Genomic DNA, 17,405 nt, shown 5'->3' on the forward strand with positions numbered 1-17,405 from the left:
ACTGAGTCCGCGAGCATGATTGTCGAGCAGGGTACGCCGCCTGCCGTGCGCCCGGTCCTGAACGGTCGCCAGAAGGCTGCCATACTCATGCTGGCCGTCGGGCGTGAGCAGGCGGCAAAAATCCTCAAGCTGCTGCATGAGGACGAAATCCGCGATATTTCCATTGCCATGTCCAACCTCGGTATCGTGAAAGCGGACGTGGTGGAGCAGGTCTGTCAGGAATTCGCGAAGAACTTCGAATCCCCCGAAGGTCTGGTCGGCACCTACGAAACGACGGAAGAATTCCTGCGCAAGGCGTTGCCGCAGGATCAGGTCGAAAAGATCATGGATGAAATCCGTGGTCCGGCAGGCCGTACGATGTGGGACAAGCTGGGCAATGTGCAGGAAACGGTACTGGCCAACTACCTGCGCAGCGAATACCCGCAGACCGCCGCTGTCATTCTCAGCCGGCTCCAGCCCGCGCATGCCGCGCGCGTGCTGGCCCTGCTGCCCGAGGATTACGCGACCGATGTCATGATGCGCGTGCTGCATATGGAGACGGTGCAGCGCGAGGTTCTGGACAGTGTGGAAGCCACGCTGCGGTCCGAGTTCATGTCGTCGCTCGGGCGTTCGGCCAAGCGCGACAGTTACGAGCTTCTGGCAGAAGTGTTCAATAATTTCGACCGCAAGACAGAAACGCGCCTGATGGAAGCCATGGACAAGCGCAACCATGACGACATGGAAAAGGTGAAGGCGCTGATGTTCACCTTCGAAGACATCAAGCGTCTGCCGCATGAATCCCTGATGCGTATTGTCGCCGAAATCGATCGTGAAAGACTGCCGCTGGCTCTGAAAGGCGCATCCGAGACGGTGCGGACCATGTTCATGGCCTGTATGTCCAAGCGTGCGGGCAGTATCCTGCTTGAGGAAATTTCAGCACTTGGTCCTGTGCGCGTAAAGGATGCGGACGCCGCGCAGTCCGATATTGTCGCCACGATCAAGAACATGGCCAATGCCGGGGAAATCGATCTGACCGAAAGCGGCGGTAACGACGAGATCATTCCGTGACAGCCACGCTACCCCCTGGCCAGACCCTGCAAGGGCGTGCGGTTGATGCCGAACCCCCGGTGCGGCGCGGTTTTCTTGACCTGGAGGATTTTGGCGCAGCCCCGGGGCTGGACGAGAGTGCGAAGGTCATCCCGCCCGATGCCCCGCCGCCCGTGGTTGAACCCGACCCCAATCTGCTGACCATGACCCGGGAGGACGCGGCCGCAGCCCATGATGCGGCGTTTCAGGACGGGTTTGAAAAAGGAGCCGGAGAGCGGGAGGCGGTGCTCCAGCAGCATTACGAATCCTGCGTGGCAACGCTTGCGGCGGAGTTCAGGGCGGAAAACCAGCGGCGCGACGCGGCGCTGGCGGATATGACCCAGACATTCGTTGCCACGGTCGTGGAGATCGTCCGGGGTCTGACAGCGCTGGACGGTTCGGCTCTGGCGGGGATCGAGCGCGATTTTGTTGCCGATGCGCGGGCTTTCGTGAAAGAGTGCGAAGGGCCGGTGACCATCCGCTGCGCGGCGGACGATGCGGCCCCCCTTCAGTCGCTTTTCAGGGACAAGGACGATATCCGTCTTGAAACCGTGCCGGGCGACGTGGACAGCCCGATCACGATCATATCGGCGACCAACACCATTATTATCGACCCCAAAGAGTGGCGCAGAACCATGGCGGAGAAAATCGTCGCCGCAGTGACGGCCCTTGCTGGGCAGCGTATCGGGCAACCATTGCGCAACGCATAGACCAGGCAGAGAGAAGCATGAGCACGGACAATACGAATTTCGGACTTGAGGATTTCGCCACCACCACGCCGGACGCGGCTGCTCCCGCCGCAGGTGCCGCCAAGGATCAGCCGGCCCCCGAGCAGATGACAATCGGGGCAGGGCAGATGGAAGCCGTCTATGACATTCCGGTCAAGATCACGGCTGTTATCGGCACGGCTACCATGCCGGTCAGCCAGTTGCTCCGCCTGGGGCGCGGGGCCGTGGTGGAACTGGACAAGAAACTGGGCGAGGCGGTGGACATCTATGCCAATAACCGCCTGATTGCGCGGGGTGAGGTTGTGGTCGTCGACGACAACCATATCGGCGTGACGATGACCGAAATTCTTTCCTCCACACCCTCGAACTAACGGCGCCCGACGGTGCCAGGGTCGGCTCTTCTTTCCGCGTCCCAGCCCGGTTCTTTCGCGCCGGGCGCGGGGACGCTTGCCATGCCCTGGCTGACCGGCTTTGTCTCGCTGGTGCTGGTCATCGCCCTTATTCTTCTGACCCGCTACGGTGTGAAATTTGTCGAGCCCTATCTGGTTCGTGGGCGCCGGACGCGTGATCTGTCGGTCATCGAAAGTCTGGCCCTGGACCAGCGCCGCAAGCTCAGCCTGTTCCGGTGTAAGGGCAGGACGGGGCTGATCCTGACAGGGGGCGGCAATGACGTTTTTCTTGGCTGGACGGATGAGACACCGCCCCCGCCTGCCTTTGTGCTGCCCGAGACAGACCTTGATGACTAATGCGCCAAGCGGAGCGAGCGTCGTGATTTCTCAGTGCCTCAAACCCTTCGTTCTGGTTCCGCCATTCAGGGGCCGGGCAGGGTGTCCGGGCATGTGGGCGATAGGGCTGGCTGTCGTGGCCATGCTGTTTTGCCCGGTGCTGGCGCATGCCCAGTCCCTGACACTGGATCTGGGCAAAGGCGGGCTGGGCGATACGGGCACCACCAGCCACCTTGTGCAGTTGACGGCGCTGATCACGCTGCTGTCGCTTGCGCCCAGCCTGCTGGTGATGGTGACCGCGTTTACACGGATCATCGTTGTGCTGTCGCTCCTGCGGGGGGCTATTGGCGCGCAGGGCACGCCGCCCAACACGGTGCTGATCGGTCTTGGCCTGTTCCTGACATTTTTTGTCATGCAGCCGGTTTTTCAAAAATCATGGGACCAGGGGGTCGTTCCCATGATGGATGGGCGGCTGAGCGAAATGGACGGGCTCCAGGCGGCGGCGGAGCCGTTCAGGGGGTTCATGCTGGCCAATGCGCGCCCGACCGACCTGGCCACGTTTGAACATCTGGCCAATGTCGAACACCCCAGGGTCGCGGCCGAAACACCATGGCGCGTGCTGATGCCCGCTTTCATGATCAGTGAACTCAGCCGTGGTTTTGAAATGGGTTTTCTGCTCTATCTGCCTTTTCTGGTGATTGATATCGTAACGTCCAGCGTGCTCATGAGCCTGGGCATGATGATGTTGCCGCCCGCCACGATTTCCCTGCCGTTCAAGCTGATTTTCTTTGTCATGGTGGATGGCTGGCAGATGGTGGCCGGTGGCCTGGTCCGGAGCTTTGGTGGCGGCTGACGACAGACAAGCCGCATTTTGATATTGGGGGGCTGTTTTGAAGAAACAGGACCAATTCAGGTCTGTTTTTAGCTGCATTATTTATATTTTGTGAACGGATATTTATTTTTTATTGCAGTTTTGCGACGCGGGCGGACGCCCGGAGGGGCGTGGCGTGGCGCGGCGGTGCGCGGCCCTTGTTCTGTCTTGTTCCGCAGGTGCCAGAGGCTGCCAGAGCGTGGCAGAGGGTTCATTTTATTCGATAAAATGGCGACAATCGTGCCGCAAGCCCCGTGGTCCGGCCAAAGCCCATCTTTACAGACTGTCATGACATTCATAATCTTGCGTAAAGTCTTGGATGGTAAAGGGTGAGACGAACGTGGACCATGGCCCCCGTGCCCCGAATAATTGCGGGGTTACCGGTTATGATCGGGGGTGCTGGAAAAACGTGCGGCGGATGACATTGCCGCGCGACCGGCGCCATGCAAAGACTTGGAAACGGCTTGGGATACAGGGTCTCGGATGACGCCAGCGCAGAACGGTACTCCCCGGGAGCGGCAATGCGGGGGCGAAAACAGCCAGGAGTGTCCGGGGCGGCGGGTGACGCCACGCGATCGGCGGCGGGCGCGCGTGGTTTCCTGCACGATACCCCTTGATACACGAAGGAAAGTTGGATCGGCATGTTGAATTGGCTGTATAAGGACGCCCCGTTCCGCGTTAAGATCAGAACGGTGATGCTGGGTCTGGAAATTTACCTGATGCTCCAGATCGTCATTGAAATTATCGGCTATTTTCTGCACGAACCGGTCAGCCACATGTTCCTCATGAACATGAGCGCTCTGGCTTTCGGGCAGGTGGTCGTTTTTTTCATATGGTCCGTCATGACACGCGTTGTGACCGCCCCGCTTGAGACGCTGGTGAATGTGGGCGAACAGCTTGGCCGGGGTGAAGTGCGCGGCGAAGTGCCTTTTCTCAGGCATAAGGACTGCACGGGGCGTCTGGCCCGGGTCATGGTCGAGTTTGCGCGGATCGTGCATGACCAGACCGAGGCCCAGCAGCGCCAGGAGGCCATGAGCGCTGAAATCAGGCACTCCCTCGAACGCAGCGAAGGACGTGACAAGCAGACGCATGCGGTCATCGACGTTCTGGGGCAGGCGCTGGCCAACATGGCCCAGGGTGACCTGCGCGGCCGGATCGACGATCCCATTTTCGACGGTGAATTCGCGCCGCTGCGCGATGCCTTCAACAATTCCGCCCAGCGCCTGAACGAAGCCCTGCGGGCGGTGGCCAACAATTCCGACCTGATTGCGACCGGCGCCACCGAAATTTCCACCGCGTCGGACGATCTGGCCAAGCGCACGGAAAAACAGGCCGCCAATCTGGGGCAGGCCGCAGCCTCGGTCCGCACCATTCGTGACGGTGTGCAACTGACCGCCAAGGCCTGTTCGGAAGCCAGTGACGACACCCGCCAGGCGCTTGAAAAAGTCAGGCTGGCGACAAACGTCATGGCCGAGACGACACGGGCCATGGACGGTATCAAGACATCGTCTGATTCGATCGGCGAGATTATTTCGGTGATCGACGGCATTGCGTTCCAGACCAATGTTCTGGCCCTGAACGCCGGGGTGGAGGCAGCCCGCGCGGGTGACGCGGGGCGTGGCTTTGCCGTCGTGGCGCAGGAGGTCCGGTCCCTGGCCGAGCAGTCCGCCAAATCCGCCAGCGAGATCAAGCGGCTGATTTCTCTGTCCGCCGTGCAGGTGGGCAAGGGGGTCGAACTGGTCCAGCAGACAGGCCATTACCTGCACGAATTTGCGGGCAGCACCCAGAATATCGCCACCCGTGTCGAGGAAATTTCGGTCTCCACTCAGGATCAGGCGCAGCGCCTGTCCGAAATTACCGCCTCCATCGGTGACATGGATCAGGTGACCCAGCAGAACGCCGCCATGGTGGAGGAAACAACCGCCGCCAGCCATAACCTGACAGCCGAAACCCGCACCCTGGGGCAGACGCTCAGCCGCTTTAAAATTGCTGGCGAGCGCGACCGTGGGGCGCAGTACGAAAACATGGTGGCCCTGCCATCGGCGGCCTCGCCATCGGCCCGTCCGGCGCGCGCCGAACCCCGGTCCAGCCGCCCGATTGCAGCCCCACCGCCGCCTGCGCCGGTTCTTGTATCGTCCATGCCCACCACAGCCTCGGATGACGGGTGGGAAGAATTTTGATGGCGTCCGCGCCATCGGGCCCGCAGGGCGTGGGCGTGGTGTCCGGTGTGGCTGAAGGTGGCGGCACCCCGCTTGTGTTGCCCGAACGGCTCGATACCTCGGCCGCGCCCGCCCTCAGGCATCTGATCGAACAGGCACGTGCGCAGGCCGGGGCGGGACGCGCCAATCTGGACGCGTCGGTGGTGACTTATGTTGGTGGTCTTTGTCTCCAGCTTCTCCTTGCCAGTGGCTGCGCCATCGTCGCACCATCGGAGAAAGCACGGGAGGCATTCGCCCTTTTTGGCGTCAGCGAGGTTGTGGCAGACCTTCTGGCTCCCTCCAAGGAGCAGTGAATATGGTTAAAAAAGAGGATCTGCGCGTCCTTACGATTGATGATTCCCGCACGATGCAGGGCATGTTGCGCAAGGCTTTGGAGGGGGCCGGTTACGACGTCATTCAGGGTGGAGACGGCGTGGAAGGGCTTGAGGTCCTGCAGGAGGCAAGCCCGCCGCCCAAGGTGATTATTACCGATATCAACATGCCGCGCATGGATGGGTTCGAGGTGATCGAGGCGGTACGCAGGCTCGATCGCTTCAAGCATCTGCCCATTATTGTTCTGACCACGGAAAGCGACCCCGAGAAAAAGGCCAGGGCGCGTGCGGCGGGGGCCACGGGGTGGATTGTCAAGCCGTTCAGCCCGGACAGTCTGGTGGCGGCCATCCGCCGGGTTACGGCCTGAACGCACGGAGGCTGGCATGAGCGACGACATGGACGAAATTCTCCAGGTTTTCTACCAGGAATGCGACGAGCAGCTCCAGGAGCTTGAACGCGGGCTGGCCGTCCTGGCGGACGGGCAGTCCGGGCAGGAGACCATCAACGCCGTCTTTCGTGCCGTGCATTCCATCAAAGGGGGAGCCGCGTCGTTCGGGCTCGATAACCTCGTCCGGTTCGCTCATGTGTTCGAAAGCTCCCTTGACGGGTTACGGTCGGGCCGTGTCGTGCCCACGCCCGATGTGGTCAAGACTTTTCTCAAGGCCATGGATGTCCTGAGCGACCTTGTGACCGAGGCGCGCGAGGGCACGCCGGTCGATACCGCCCGCATTGCGGAAAGCCGGGTCGAACTGGAGGCCATTATCAGCACCGGCGGGGCTGCGCCTGCTGCGGCCGATATCGTGCCCCAGGACTTCGTGCCTGTGCCGCTGGATTTCGAACCGATCCCCATGGATTTCGAGCCCGTACCGGTTGAGTTCGAACCCGTGCCGGTGGCGTTCGAGCCGGTCCCGGTGCATTTCGATTTCGGGGATAAAACGCCTGTGTCCGGTTCGGGCGCACTGGTTGTGACGTTCCGCCCGCATGACGCGTTGTACGAACGCGGGGACGACGCGCGCAACATGCTTAACGGCCTTGCCGATCTGGCGGCTGCCGTGCCGGGCGGCTCCATGACGACCACATGCGATTTCTCAGCCCTTCCGGTTTTCGACGCGGTGGAACCGCTCAGATCCTATCTGTCATGGCGTGTGGTTCTGCCGTCCGAAGTCACGGAAGACGCCGTGGCGGGTGTTTTCGACTGGGTGAGCGACGCCTGTGACGTGACCACCACCCGGGAAGAGACAGCGGCAGCAGCAGGGAGCGGAAACAGCGCAGGTCTGCCGCATGAGGGGGAGCCTGAAGCGGTTTTGGACCGTGCCGGGCATGAGAGCGCATCGGTGCCGCTGGTGCATATTGCCAACGTCGAGCCTGCCCCCCCGAGCGTGCCATCTTCCGTCGTGCCTGAGCCCGTTGCCTCCGACGGGCAGGGGGCTGCCGTTGGCGCGGTTCTCCCCGCCGGTCAGGCCGCGGCCCCCGCCGCACCGGCCCGCAAGACGGAGCAGCAGGCATCGATCCGTGTGGACCTGCACCGGATCGACGGGCTGATGGATCTGGTGGGTGAACTGGTGATTGCGCAGGCCGCGATAGAATCCCTGTCGCGCCGGACGGATACCGCCGCCGTTCAGGAACTGGTGCAGGGCATCAGCAGCATGCAGTCCCTCACGCGTGATATTCAGGACGCGGTCATGGCCGTGCGGGCGCAGCCGGTGCGGGGCGTTTTCCAGCGTATGCAGCGCGTGGTGCGCGAAGCCTGCTCCATGACGAAAAAAGATGTCGTTCTGACCCTGGAAGGGGAAGAGACCGAGGTTGACCGCACGCTGGTCGAGAAGCTGAGCGACCCGCTGACCCATATGCTGCGCAACGCCGTCGACCACGGGATCGAAAAGGTGGAAGACCGGCTGGCGGCGGGCAAGCCCGCGCAGGGGCATATTCTTCTCTCGGCAGGGCACCGGTCCGGGCGGATCCTGATTACGATCAGGGATGACGGGGCCGGGATCAACCGCCAGCGCGTTCTGGAGATTGCGATCAAGCGCGGTATTGTCGCCCCCGACGCCCAGTTGACGGACGACGAGATCAACAACCTGATTTTCGCGCCCGGTTTCTCGACCGCTGCAACCGTGTCCGACCTGTCAGGGCGTGGCGTGGGCATGGATGTCGTCAAACAGGCTATTCTGAGCCTGGGCGGGCGTGTTTCCATTCAGAGCGTGCAGGGCGAGGGCACGACATTCAGCCTCAGCCTGCCCCTGACCCTTGCCGTGCTGGACGGGATGCTGATTGCGGCGGCCAATTCCACGATGGTGATCCCCATTTCATCCGTGGTCGAAGCCATGATGATCGACCAGCGCGATGTGTATGTCCTGCCCGATGGCGGCAATGTCATATCCATTCGTGGAAGCTGCATGCCGTTCATACCGCTTGCCGCCGCCCTCGGGCTGGCGCAGAAACCATCGGCGGAGGAAATCCGGGAGTCTGTCATTCTTGTCGTGGAGAATGAATCCGGGAGCCGGGCCGCCCTTGTGGTGGATGAAATCCGTGACCAGACACAGGTCGTGATCAAGAGTATCGAAAAAAATTACAGGCAGATAGATGGTGTTTCCGCCGCGACCATTCTGGGCGATGGCAGTGTTTCCCTGATCCTCGATGTTTCCGCACTGATTGCCAGCACCCTCGGGCGCACGGACAGGACTGCGGACACACGCCGGGTCGTGGTGGCGTGACACGGCTGCATCATGATACGGGCATTTGATGAGAGGCACGGATATGACTGAAAAAACAGAAGGTACGGACAGCAGGCTTGTCAAGATGATCGTGTTCGCGGTTGGCGAACAGGAATACTGCATCCCGATCCTGAGTGTCCGCGAAATCCGTGGTTTCGAAAAAACCACGGCGCTGCCTTTCGCGCCGCATTACGTCTGCGGGGCCATCAACCTGCGTGGCGTTATCCTGACCGTGATCGATCTGGCGGTTTATCTCAACATTCAGCCGCTGGCGGATAATCCGCGCCGTGTCGTGGTGATTGTGGAATCGAAAAATGACACCGTATGCGGCCTGCTGGTCGACCGCGTGATCGACATGGCCGACATAGACCTGGGCGATATCCAGTCCGTGTCGGAGGAAGGTGGCAGTCTGAACGGGCTTGTTCTGGTCAACCAGCGCATGATTGGTGTGCTGCGGCTTGAAACCATTGTCGGCCAGCTTGTCGGGGATACCGTCGCTGAATGACATATGTGATGTCGAACAGCGAGGCCGAGTATACCGACGCGGACTTTGAGACCGTGCAGCGCATTGCCCAGGACGAGGCAGGCATATGCCTGCCGGAATCCAAAAAAACGCTGGTCTATTCCCGTGTTTCGCGCAGGCTGCGTGAACTTGGCTACGCGTCGTTCCAGGCTTATCTTGATTTTGTGCGCACCCCCGGCGGCCGGGACGAGATGGAAAAGCTCATCTGCGCCCTGACCACGAACGTCACGCATTTCTTTCGCGAAAAAAAGCATTTCGAACATATGGAAAGCGTCGTGGTGCCGCATCTTGTGGCAAAGCTGCGCGCGGGGGGGCGGGCAAGGCTGTGGTCCGCCGCCTGTTCCACCGGGCAGGAACCATGGAGCATGGCCATGTCGGTCATGACGGCTTTCCCCGATGCACCCTCGCACGACGTACGCATTCTGGCCACCGACATCAATTCCGAGGTCGTGGCCCGTGCTGCCGGCGGAACCTATGCCGAGGCGGAGACAGAGGGTATTCCCCAACCTCTCAAGGCGCAGTACATGGTGCCCGATGCGACGGGGGAGCTGCGTTTTTGCGGGCCTATCTGTCTGCTGCCGGTCTTCAGGGTTCTCAACCTGAATGCCGCATGGCCCATGAAAGGAACGTTCAGCGCCATTTTCTGCCGCAACGTGGTGATTTATTTCGACGAGGTCACGCGTGAACGCCTGTGGCAGCGCCTGGCCGAAAAGCTCGAACCCGGCGGGTTTCTCTACGTCGGCCATTCCGAGCGGGTGTCCTCTGTCGACCGGTGCGGGTTGCAGCAGGTCGCGCCGACGATTTACAGAAAGGACCGTTAAACCATGGAGAAACCGGTACGGGTTCTCGTGGTCGATGACTCACGAACAATCAGGGCGCTCATCAGGCGGTCTTTCAGCCAGTATCCCGATATCGTCATCTGTGGCGAAGCGGCGAACCCGATCGAGGCGAGGGATCTGATCATCAAGGATCAGCCCGATGTCATTACGCTGGATGTGGAAATGCCGGGCATGAACGGCCTGCAGTTTCTCGACAAGATCATGCGTCTGCGCCCGATCCCGGTTGTCATGGTTTCCAGCCTGACGGCCCGGGGGGCGGATACGGCCATAACGGCGTTGCAGATGGGGGCGTTCGACTGTTTTCCCAAGCCGACATCCGTTGTCGGGGCCGACGCGTTCGCGGGGCTGGCCCGGCTGGTCATTCAGGCCGCACAGTCCCACCCTGTCGCACGGCCTGAACGGGCGGATAACGCCACAGGCGCGGACAGCCAGAAAAACTGGGCGCATCATTTCGACCTGGTTGCGATCGGCGCATCGACCGGCGGGGTCGAAGCCCTGGAACAGGTGCTGTCCGGCTTTCCCGCGCAAAGTCCGCCCATTGTGGTCTGCCAGCATATGCCCGCCCTGTTCACGGCCAGCTTCGCCAACCGGCTCGACCAGAAAATTACATCCCTGTCCATCCGTGAGGCGACGGATGGCGAGGTTCTGGCGCGTGGTGCTGTCAGAATTGCGCCGGGCGGGACGCAGCATCTGGTGGTGGAGCGGCGCGGGGACAGTTATGTGACAAGACTGAAGCATGCGGCCGCGGTCAATGGTCATTGCCCATCGGTGGATGTATTGTTCGACTCTGTCGCGACACAGGCCGGGCGTGACGCGCTGGGCATTATCCTGACCGGCATGGGGCGCGACGGTGCTGACGGTCTTCTGGCCATGCGCCGCGCAGGCGCGCAGACCATAGCACAGGACAAGGCGTCTTCCGTGGTTTATGGCATGCCACGGGTCGCGGCGGAAATCGGGGCGGCAGGCCAGATCGTTCCGCTCGCGCGTGTCAGTGCCGCCGCCATGGCGACAGCGGCATAACAGTTTTCAGAATTCACGGTACAGCACCGAACAGGATTTGACATCGGCGCGGTCGGCCGAAATTGAACATGAGAAAAGGGGGAGACAATGCCAGCAGCATCGCAGATCAAGGCTCTTATCGTTGATGACCAGTCTTCTATCCGTCAGATTCTGGCCAACAGCCTGGCCCAGCTTGGCTTTGCGCATGTCGCGCAGAGAAAGGACGGCAAGGAAGCCATGGAATATCTGGAACAGAACCCGACCCATCTGGTCATTTCAGATTTCAACATGCCCGTCATGGACGGCCTGGCCCTGCTGCGCGCCGTCCGGGCCAACCCCAAGACCCAGAAGGTCGCATTCATTATCCTGACCAGCGAGGCCAGCAAGGATCTGGTTCAGGAGGCTATCAAGGCTGGCGTCAACAATTTCCTGGCCAAACCCTACACCGTAGCGAAGCTGCGCGAGGTTCTGGAAAAGGTGTTCGGGCCCATAACGTGACGGGCAGTCATATTACGACGACTGTTATCCAGGGCGAGGTGGTCATTTCCGACAACCCCGCGACGGTTCTTGTCACGCTGCTGGGATCGTGCATTTCGGTCTGCATGTTCGACCCCCATGCGCGGGTCGGTGGCATGAACCATTTCCTGCTTCCCGGAGAAGGGGCGGGGGAGGACGGCCAGCTTGCCATGCGTTTTGGCGCCAACGCCATGGAAATGCTGATAAACGGTATTCTCAAGGCGGGCGGCAACCGTGACCGGCTTGTATGCAAGACATTCGGCGGGGGGGCTGTCGTGCCATCTCTGGGCCGGGTCGGGCAGGATAACTGCCGGTTTGTCCTGCAATATCTGTCTGACGAAGGCATACGCTGCATTTCGCAAAGTCTTGGCGGCACGCAGGCCAGACGGGTGCGTTTCTGGCCCACGACGGGCCGGGCGCAGCAAAGTCTGGTGCATGATGTCCAGGCGATCGGACATCAGGAAGAAGCCTATATCCGGCGTCGGGTCGAGGCCGAACGGACATGGGCGCGGAATGCCGGGTCCGATATCGAGCTGTTCTGATCGCCGGCGTAGGGAGCAAACACGCGTAATGTCAAAACATGTTGCAGGTGCTGACCCTTTTCTTCCCACCCGGATCAGCGTGCAGGATGCCGTCACCAGGGTTACGGAAATTCTGGCCAGGGCGCATGCGGACTGTGTTGCGGCACAGGGGGCCGTGGAAATCAGCACCCGCGGCGTGGCGCTGAACGCGCAGGACATGCAGTCTGTTCAGGTGCTGGATAGGGCGACCCAGACGGTCGAGGCCGCAGGCACGGTGCTGCACAACCTGCTTGCCCTTATGGGCCCTGCGGAAATGCCCTCTGTCGATCTGGCGCAGCTCTCGGCGGGGGTGAAGCTGCATGATATCGTACTGGCGCTCAGAGGGGAGCAGCCCGCCCCCCCGGCCATACCCGCCGGAGACATTGACCTGTTCTGAGGGATTTTAAATACTCTCAGAACAGTCAGAAACAACCCTGAGCAAGAGTGCCGGACAGGTTTGCGGGACCGGTCCGACTGTATTCGGCCCGATTGTATCGGGCCCGGTGGGGGGCAGGTCAGGAGAGTTCAAGTACCTGCTCGGGCAGGCGGAAATTGCTGACCACCTTGACCATTGTGTCTGAACGCTGGGTCAGGGCCTCGCAGTCGTTGGAGGCATGCTTGGTCATGGACGATGTTTTTTCGGAAAGGTCGTTCAGCCCAGCGGCTTCGCTGTGGGTGCTGCGAACACTTGCTTCCTGGCTGCCCATTTCCTTGTTGATGCGCGAGACAGCGTTGCTGACCACGCTCAGGCTGCCGCTGATTTCCGACAGGGCGGTCGCCATCTGCTTGACGGCGGTATCGCCATTTTTGATGATGGTCTCGCTCCGCTGCGCGCTGGCCGCGATCTGTTTTGCAGCTTCCGTGGTTTTGGACGACAGTTCCCGAATGGCCGTGGCGACAACAGAAAACCCCCGTCCGGCGGTTCCCGCGCGGGATGCTTCGACATTGGCGTTCAGCGCCAGAAGATTGGTCTGGATGGCAATGCCCTGAATGGTGCCGACCAGTTCGGAAATGGTTTCTCCCGCTATTCTGATGTCGGACATGGTTTCACGGACACTGAGAATGTTCTTGTCCCCGCGCGATGCGGCGGCCACGCATTTCCTGACCGCACTTTCCACCGCGTTGGTCTGCCCCGCGACATCGGAAATGGACGTCTCGAGCGAGGCCGTGGCATCTGTGATCCGGCGGATCGAACCGGCCTGCGCCTCGTTCTGGCTCAGAATACGGGAATTGCTTTTGCTGATGGAGGCGGCGGAATCCTTTACCAGCCCCGACGCACGGCGGATTTCCGAGACAATGCCGCCAAGCCCGGTCTTGAGCTTGGAAAAGACATTGGCCAGCATGGGCGATTTTTCCGCGACACTCCTGTCCAGAGACGCCGCCAGATCGCCGCTGGCAATTTTTTCCAGGGCGTGGGCAATTTCTTCCAGCGCCGCCTCTTCACGCTCGGCTTTGCGGCTCGCTTCTTCCAGTTTGTCCAGATAGGTGGAAATGGCCAGGTCCATGTCCAGTAGTGCCGCCTTGACCAGCGTGCCCAGCTTGTCACCCAGCTGGCGGGCCAGGTCGGAGTCATCACCCGTGGCCGAACCCGCATTCCCGCGTGAGAACAGGGACCGGCGCGCACCGGTATGGGATGCAAGTTCCCGTTCCACCAGGCGGCGTATCATCCCGTCCAGCAGCAGGCCGTAACCGGCCAGGTACCACCGGGGTTCAAGCCCGATCTTGGCGTGCATGCCGCCAATTTGTGTTACGGCCTGAAGGTACTGCTCATCGAATTTGCCCGAAAAAATCATGTTCCAATGAACCGACTGGCGGGACTGTGCCGTGCGCATATGAGCGGCATCTTTGAAAAAATGCGCGACCTGGGGGGTCTGCTTTACCTGGGCATAGAAATCGTTCAGGCTGGCCTCGAGAATATCGGCCATTTCCGTGCGCATATGCTGGAGGGTTGCACGTTCTTTCTTGCCGATTTTGAGAAAGGACAGTCTTTCCGCAATGGATTGAAGCATGTTCCTGTCAGTATCGGGGGCAGATGTCCGCATAACCACTTTTTTCCTTCTGTGTCCGCGCTGGAAAGACCTGTGTTTCTCGCTCAGAACATGGCGTAAGGATCGGCATCGGACGTCTCGGGACTATTGGCCTGGGTGCTTTCCAGTCCTTCGAGCACATTGGTTGCGATTTCGATCAGGGGGGTCAGGGGCAGCTCGGGGTTCAGGATGGCCATAAGACCGTATTGATGGGCCTGCGCCGCGAGGCGAATAAACAGTTCCCGGTCATCTTCGGGCGTTACACCCACGTCCAGGGAGTTGACCTTGATGATCCCTGACCACAGGCGCTGGTGCTTGGCCAGAACATGCTGGCGTACGGCGGCATCGGAACTGGATGCGGCAGTTTGCAGATCTTCGATCAGAAGGCTGAAGCACAGGGCGTCGGTCTCTCTGTCGGAGAGAGAGGATTCAGCGACGTTCTGATAGGCTTTCATTGCAGAGTTGATCATCGTGCCACCGTGTTCTGTCCGTGTACGGCCATGGGCCTGATGGAGAGAATTATCCTACAACACCGCAGATGGCCAGAGTGCCGCAAGCGTGATCGCATCTGTGCAACGGACTTCCTGCTTCCGTCGACCGGCCCTGCCTGCGGGGCGCAGCGCTTTTGCGGCTTCCCGGGCAGGGGTGCCGCGGCTGTCGGGCTGCAAGCTCCGTGGCCGGACGCCCACTGCCAGGCCGCGGTTCGGGGCGGTTTTATACGCAGGTGGGCAGGGACTGGATGTAAGCGAGATACACGTCCTGGAGTTTGCGGGTGATCGGGCCGGGTATGCCCTGTGCAATGGTGGTCTCGTTCACCTGCACGACCGGTACGACAAGGCTGGTCGCACTTGTCACAAAGACTTCACGCGCGCCCAGCAGGTCTTCGACCGAAAAAGCCTGTTCTTCCACGGCAATGCCGTTTTCTTTTGCCAGGGTTATGAGCCTGTTGCGGGTGCAGCCCGGCAGCAGCTTGTGCGACAGCGGACGTGTGCGCAGCGCTCCGCCATCCGTCACGATGAAGATATTGGACGACGCCCCTTCGGTAATGCCTGTTTCGTCGTAGAAAATGGCGTCCTTCAGCCCCTGGCGCACGGCGTTTTTCTTGGCCATGACCTGCGGCATCAGCATGGTGGTCTTGATATCGCGGCGCAGCCAGCGGATATCGGGCACGAGGTCGACCGCCAGGCCGCTTTGCAGGGCTGGTGCTCCCAGCAGGTCCTTATGCCGCGCCATGATGAACAGGGTGGGGCGGGTCTTGGTCGTGGCGGTAAAGTCGCGTTCACCCGCGCCGGGCGTGATCTGCAGGTAAATGAACCCGTCGGCAATGCCCCCGCGCCTGACAAGGTCGTTCAGGATAGCGGGCAGGGTGTCGCGTTCGGGTGGGGTGGGTATGCCGCATTCACGCAGGGACCGGTCCAGTCGGGTCAGGTGGCTGTCAGTATCGACAATACGGTGCCCTATTACGGCCCAGACTTCGTAAATGCCTTCCCCGAACAGGAAGCCCCGGTCGAAAACGGATAATGTCGCCTCGGCCGCGGGCAGGAACCGACCGTTGAGAAAGACATCGTCTGACATGTAAAATCCTTGTTCGGATATCCGGGCTGACTGCGCGGTGCCGGGTACACTGACATGCCGGTCCAGACCCGGCAAGCGTGTGTTCCGGGGGGCTGGCATTGCGTTTATTGACAGGTCCGGGGGCATGTGGGAGCGTCATGATCGTTTCTTTATAGAAACATGATGGCTGGCCGGGAGAAGAAAAACCATGTCGCTCGGTGGTCAATCCCCCCATGGGGCCGGGCAGAAGCCCCGGCGGTTTATTACCTCGGCCCGCACCAACCTGCCTGACTGGCCTACCCTGTCGTGGAATGCGACACCGGAGGCGGTGGATGTCGCGGGCACGGGGTTTGTGCTTGTGGGGCTGGGGCCTGCCGCAGCCCCTGTTATCGGGGCATGGCGGCACGGCGTGGGGGACCGGCCCTGCGTGCTGGAGGTCGTGGCGACGGATCTGGCCGATACGGCGCTGTGCGACCGGCTTGCCATGGCCTTGGCGAATATGGTCGTGGGCTGGAGGCTGATGCTGGCTGGCCCTGCGGCTGAGATCATGGGGCTTGCAGCCCAGGCCCGGCGGGCCGGCATGCTGGACGTGGAAATACGCCTGCACCCCTTGGACGACAGCCGCGTGCGCGTGCAATGCGTGCATTGCAAGACGCTTTTCCGCGCCATGGCCGGGCCGGGCGATATTGTAATCTGTCCGGGATGTGGACAAAACCTTATTATACATCAGCATTTTTCACGCAGACTTGGCGCGCTGGTCGGTTTCAGCGCGGATGCGGAGGGGGTGCAGTGACCGGCCGGGGGCTGACAATGCCGCTGCGTATCGCCCATGCTGCGGACGTATCGCCCGATGTGCGCGTCATTGTCCTGCGCGCGTGCGACGGCAATGGACTGCCATCCTTCGCGGCAGGCAGCCATGTCGCGTTGTCCTGTGGCGGGCGGGTCAATGCGTATTCGCTCACCAATGACGGGCATAACCCCGATCATTACGCCATTTCGGTCGGGCGGCGGGACGGTGGGCGGGGTGGTTCGGTCTGGCTGCATAACGTCCCGGTGGGGACCGTGGTGGACTGTTCTGCGCCCCGTTGCGATTTCGGGCCGGTGCGGATCGCCCGCAGGCATCTGCTGGTGTCCGCCGGGATCGGGTTGACCCCGTTTTTATCCTACCTGCGCGCGGCGCGGCGCTGGGGCTATGCCATGCAGATGCTCCATGTCGCCCCGGACGGAGCCATTGTGCCCCATCTGGAGGACCTGCACTGTCTGGCGGGGCCGGGTGGTTTTCAACTGGCCAGGGGGCGCGGGGCTTTTGTGGCAGCGCTGGACATTGCCTTGCGTGAGCAGCCCATGGGTACGCACCTGTATGTATGCGGTCCCGCCGGTTTTATGGACGATGTGCTTGCGCGGGCACAGGCGGCAGGGTGGCCGCAGGCGCGCTGCCATATCGAACGGTTTGGCGCGGCACCCATGGCGGGCGGGCAGGCATTTACGGCGGTGCTGGCCCGGTCCGGCCGGGTGGTGGAGGTCGCGGCCGATACCAGCCTGCTGGATGCGCTGGAACAGGCGGGAGTGTCCTGGCCTGCCCTGTGCCGCAACGGTGTCTGCGGGGAATGCCGGATGGAGGGTGCGGCGGGAGAAATCACGCACCATGATTTTGTGCTGACGGAGGCGGAACGGGCATCGGGCACGTGCCTGTTGCCCTGTGTGTCCAGGGCCACAGGCCGTCTTGAGCTTGATCTGTAGGAAGGGGGAGAGC

Annotated in this window: 20 protein-coding genes; 17 read left to right on the top strand and 3 right to left on the bottom strand. The window is 61.4% G+C overall.

Features of this window, described 5'->3' with window-relative positions:
• The first annotated feature begins 15 nt into the window (after positions 1-15).
• From fliG to ABF990_RS02500, 15 genes are all read left to right on the top strand, one after another.
• Positions 16-1,047: a flagellar motor switch protein FliG gene (gene fliG / locus ABF990_RS02430; RefSeq protein WP_415506471.1), complete on the top strand. Its 1,032-nt coding sequence runs from the start codon at positions 16-18 to the stop codon at positions 1,045-1,047.
• Complete coding sequence (locus ABF990_RS02435; RefSeq protein WP_415499651.1) at positions 1,044-1,775, top strand: hypothetical protein; 732 nt, start codon at positions 1,044-1,046, stop codon at positions 1,773-1,775. Before fliG ends, ABF990_RS02435 begins: the two co-directional genes overlap by 4 nt.
• Positions 1,776-1,900: 125 nt before the next feature.
• Positions 1,901-2,164 (top strand): flagellar motor switch protein FliN, encoded by a 264-nt coding sequence (fliN, locus tag ABF990_RS02440; protein ID WP_415499757.1) that lies wholly within the window; start codon positions 1,901-1,903, stop codon positions 2,162-2,164.
• A gap of 81 nt (positions 2,165-2,245) precedes the next feature.
• Positions 2,246-2,539, top strand: a complete 294-nt coding sequence (locus ABF990_RS02445) for a hypothetical protein (protein WP_415499652.1) — start codon at positions 2,246-2,248, stop codon at positions 2,537-2,539.
• Between the two features lie 91 nt (positions 2,540-2,630).
• Positions 2,631-3,371, top strand: coding sequence for a flagellar type III secretion system pore protein FliP (gene fliP / locus ABF990_RS02450; RefSeq protein WP_415499653.1), 741 nt, complete (start codon positions 2,631-2,633; stop codon positions 3,369-3,371).
• A 659-nt stretch (positions 3,372-4,030) separates the two neighbouring features.
• Positions 4,031-5,569, top strand: a complete 1,539-nt coding sequence (locus tag ABF990_RS02455; RefSeq protein WP_415499654.1) for a methyl-accepting chemotaxis protein — start codon at positions 4,031-4,033, stop codon at positions 5,567-5,569.
• Entirely contained in the window at positions 5,569-5,901 is a 333-nt protein-coding gene (locus ABF990_RS02460; RefSeq protein WP_415499656.1) for a hypothetical protein, read from the top strand. Before ABF990_RS02455 ends, ABF990_RS02460 begins: the two co-directional genes overlap by 1 nt.
• Positions 5,902-5,903: 2 nt before the next feature.
• Positions 5,904-6,287 carry a response regulator gene (locus ABF990_RS02465; protein WP_415499657.1) on the top strand — a complete coding sequence of 128 codons (384 nt, stop codon included), beginning with the start codon at positions 5,904-5,906 and terminating at the stop codon, positions 6,285-6,287.
• Between the two features lie 16 nt (positions 6,288-6,303).
• A complete protein-coding gene (locus ABF990_RS02470) occupies positions 6,304-8,634 on the top strand; it encodes a chemotaxis protein CheA (RefSeq protein ID WP_415499658.1) in 2,331 nt (776 codons plus the stop codon).
• Positions 8,635-8,677: 43 nt separating this feature from the next.
• Positions 8,678-9,139: a chemotaxis protein CheW gene (locus ABF990_RS02475; protein WP_415499659.1), complete on the top strand. Its 462-nt coding sequence runs from the start codon at positions 8,678-8,680 to the stop codon at positions 9,137-9,139.
• Complete coding sequence (locus ABF990_RS02480) at positions 9,136-9,978, top strand: CheR family methyltransferase (RefSeq protein ID WP_415499660.1); 843 nt, start codon at positions 9,136-9,138, stop codon at positions 9,976-9,978. The genes ABF990_RS02475 and ABF990_RS02480 overlap by 4 nt, the downstream gene beginning before the upstream one ends.
• Positions 9,979-9,981: 3 nt before the next feature.
• Positions 9,982-11,016: a protein-glutamate methylesterase/protein-glutamine glutaminase gene (locus ABF990_RS02485; RefSeq protein WP_415499661.1), complete on the top strand. Its 1,035-nt coding sequence runs from the start codon at positions 9,982-9,984 to the stop codon at positions 11,014-11,016.
• Between the two features lie 87 nt (positions 11,017-11,103).
• Positions 11,104-11,493, top strand: a complete 390-nt coding sequence (locus ABF990_RS02490; RefSeq protein WP_415499662.1) for a response regulator — start codon at positions 11,104-11,106, stop codon at positions 11,491-11,493.
• Positions 11,490-12,053, top strand: a complete 564-nt coding sequence (locus ABF990_RS02495; protein WP_415499663.1) for a chemotaxis protein CheD — start codon at positions 11,490-11,492, stop codon at positions 12,051-12,053. Before ABF990_RS02490 ends, ABF990_RS02495 begins: the two co-directional genes overlap by 4 nt.
• Positions 12,054-12,081: 28 nt before the next feature.
• Positions 12,082-12,468, top strand: a complete 387-nt coding sequence (locus ABF990_RS02500; protein WP_415499664.1) for a hypothetical protein — start codon at positions 12,082-12,084, stop codon at positions 12,466-12,468.
• A gap of 118 nt (positions 12,469-12,586) precedes the next feature.
• Here the strand turns inward: ABF990_RS02500 and ABF990_RS02505 are convergent, their stop codons facing one another.
• From ABF990_RS02505 to ABF990_RS02515, 3 genes are all read right to left on the bottom strand, one after another.
• The gene (locus tag ABF990_RS02505; protein WP_415506463.1) at positions 12,587-14,080 is read right to left on the bottom strand and encodes a protoglobin domain-containing protein; all 1,494 of its coding nucleotides are present in this window, start codon (positions 14,078-14,080) and stop codon (positions 12,587-12,589) included.
• An 83-nt stretch (positions 14,081-14,163) separates the two neighbouring features.
• Positions 14,164-14,568: a flagellar biosynthesis regulator FlaF gene (locus ABF990_RS02510; protein ID WP_415499666.1), complete on the bottom strand. Its 405-nt coding sequence runs from the start codon at positions 14,566-14,568 to the stop codon at positions 14,164-14,166.
• 244 nt (positions 14,569-14,812) lie between these two features.
• Complete coding sequence (locus tag ABF990_RS02515; RefSeq protein ID WP_415499667.1) at positions 14,813-15,673, bottom strand: aminotransferase class IV; 861 nt, start codon at positions 15,671-15,673, stop codon at positions 14,813-14,815.
• A 187-nt stretch (positions 15,674-15,860) separates the two neighbouring features.
• Between ABF990_RS02515 and ABF990_RS02520 the strand changes: the two genes are divergently transcribed.
• Entirely contained in the window at positions 15,861-16,445 is a 585-nt protein-coding gene (locus tag ABF990_RS02520) for a dimethylamine monooxygenase subunit DmmA family protein (protein WP_415499668.1), read from the top strand.
• A gap of 17 nt (positions 16,446-16,462) precedes the next feature.
• On the top strand, positions 16,463-17,392 hold the full coding sequence (locus ABF990_RS02525; RefSeq protein ID WP_415499669.1) for a PDR/VanB family oxidoreductase: 930 nt from the start codon (positions 16,463-16,465) through the stop codon (positions 17,390-17,392).
• The last annotated feature ends 13 nt before the right edge of the window (positions 17,393-17,405 follow it).

The sequence above is a fragment of the Acetobacter sp. genome, assembly GCF_047723915.1.
GTDB lineage: Bacteria > Pseudomonadota > Alphaproteobacteria > Acetobacterales > Acetobacteraceae > Acetobacter.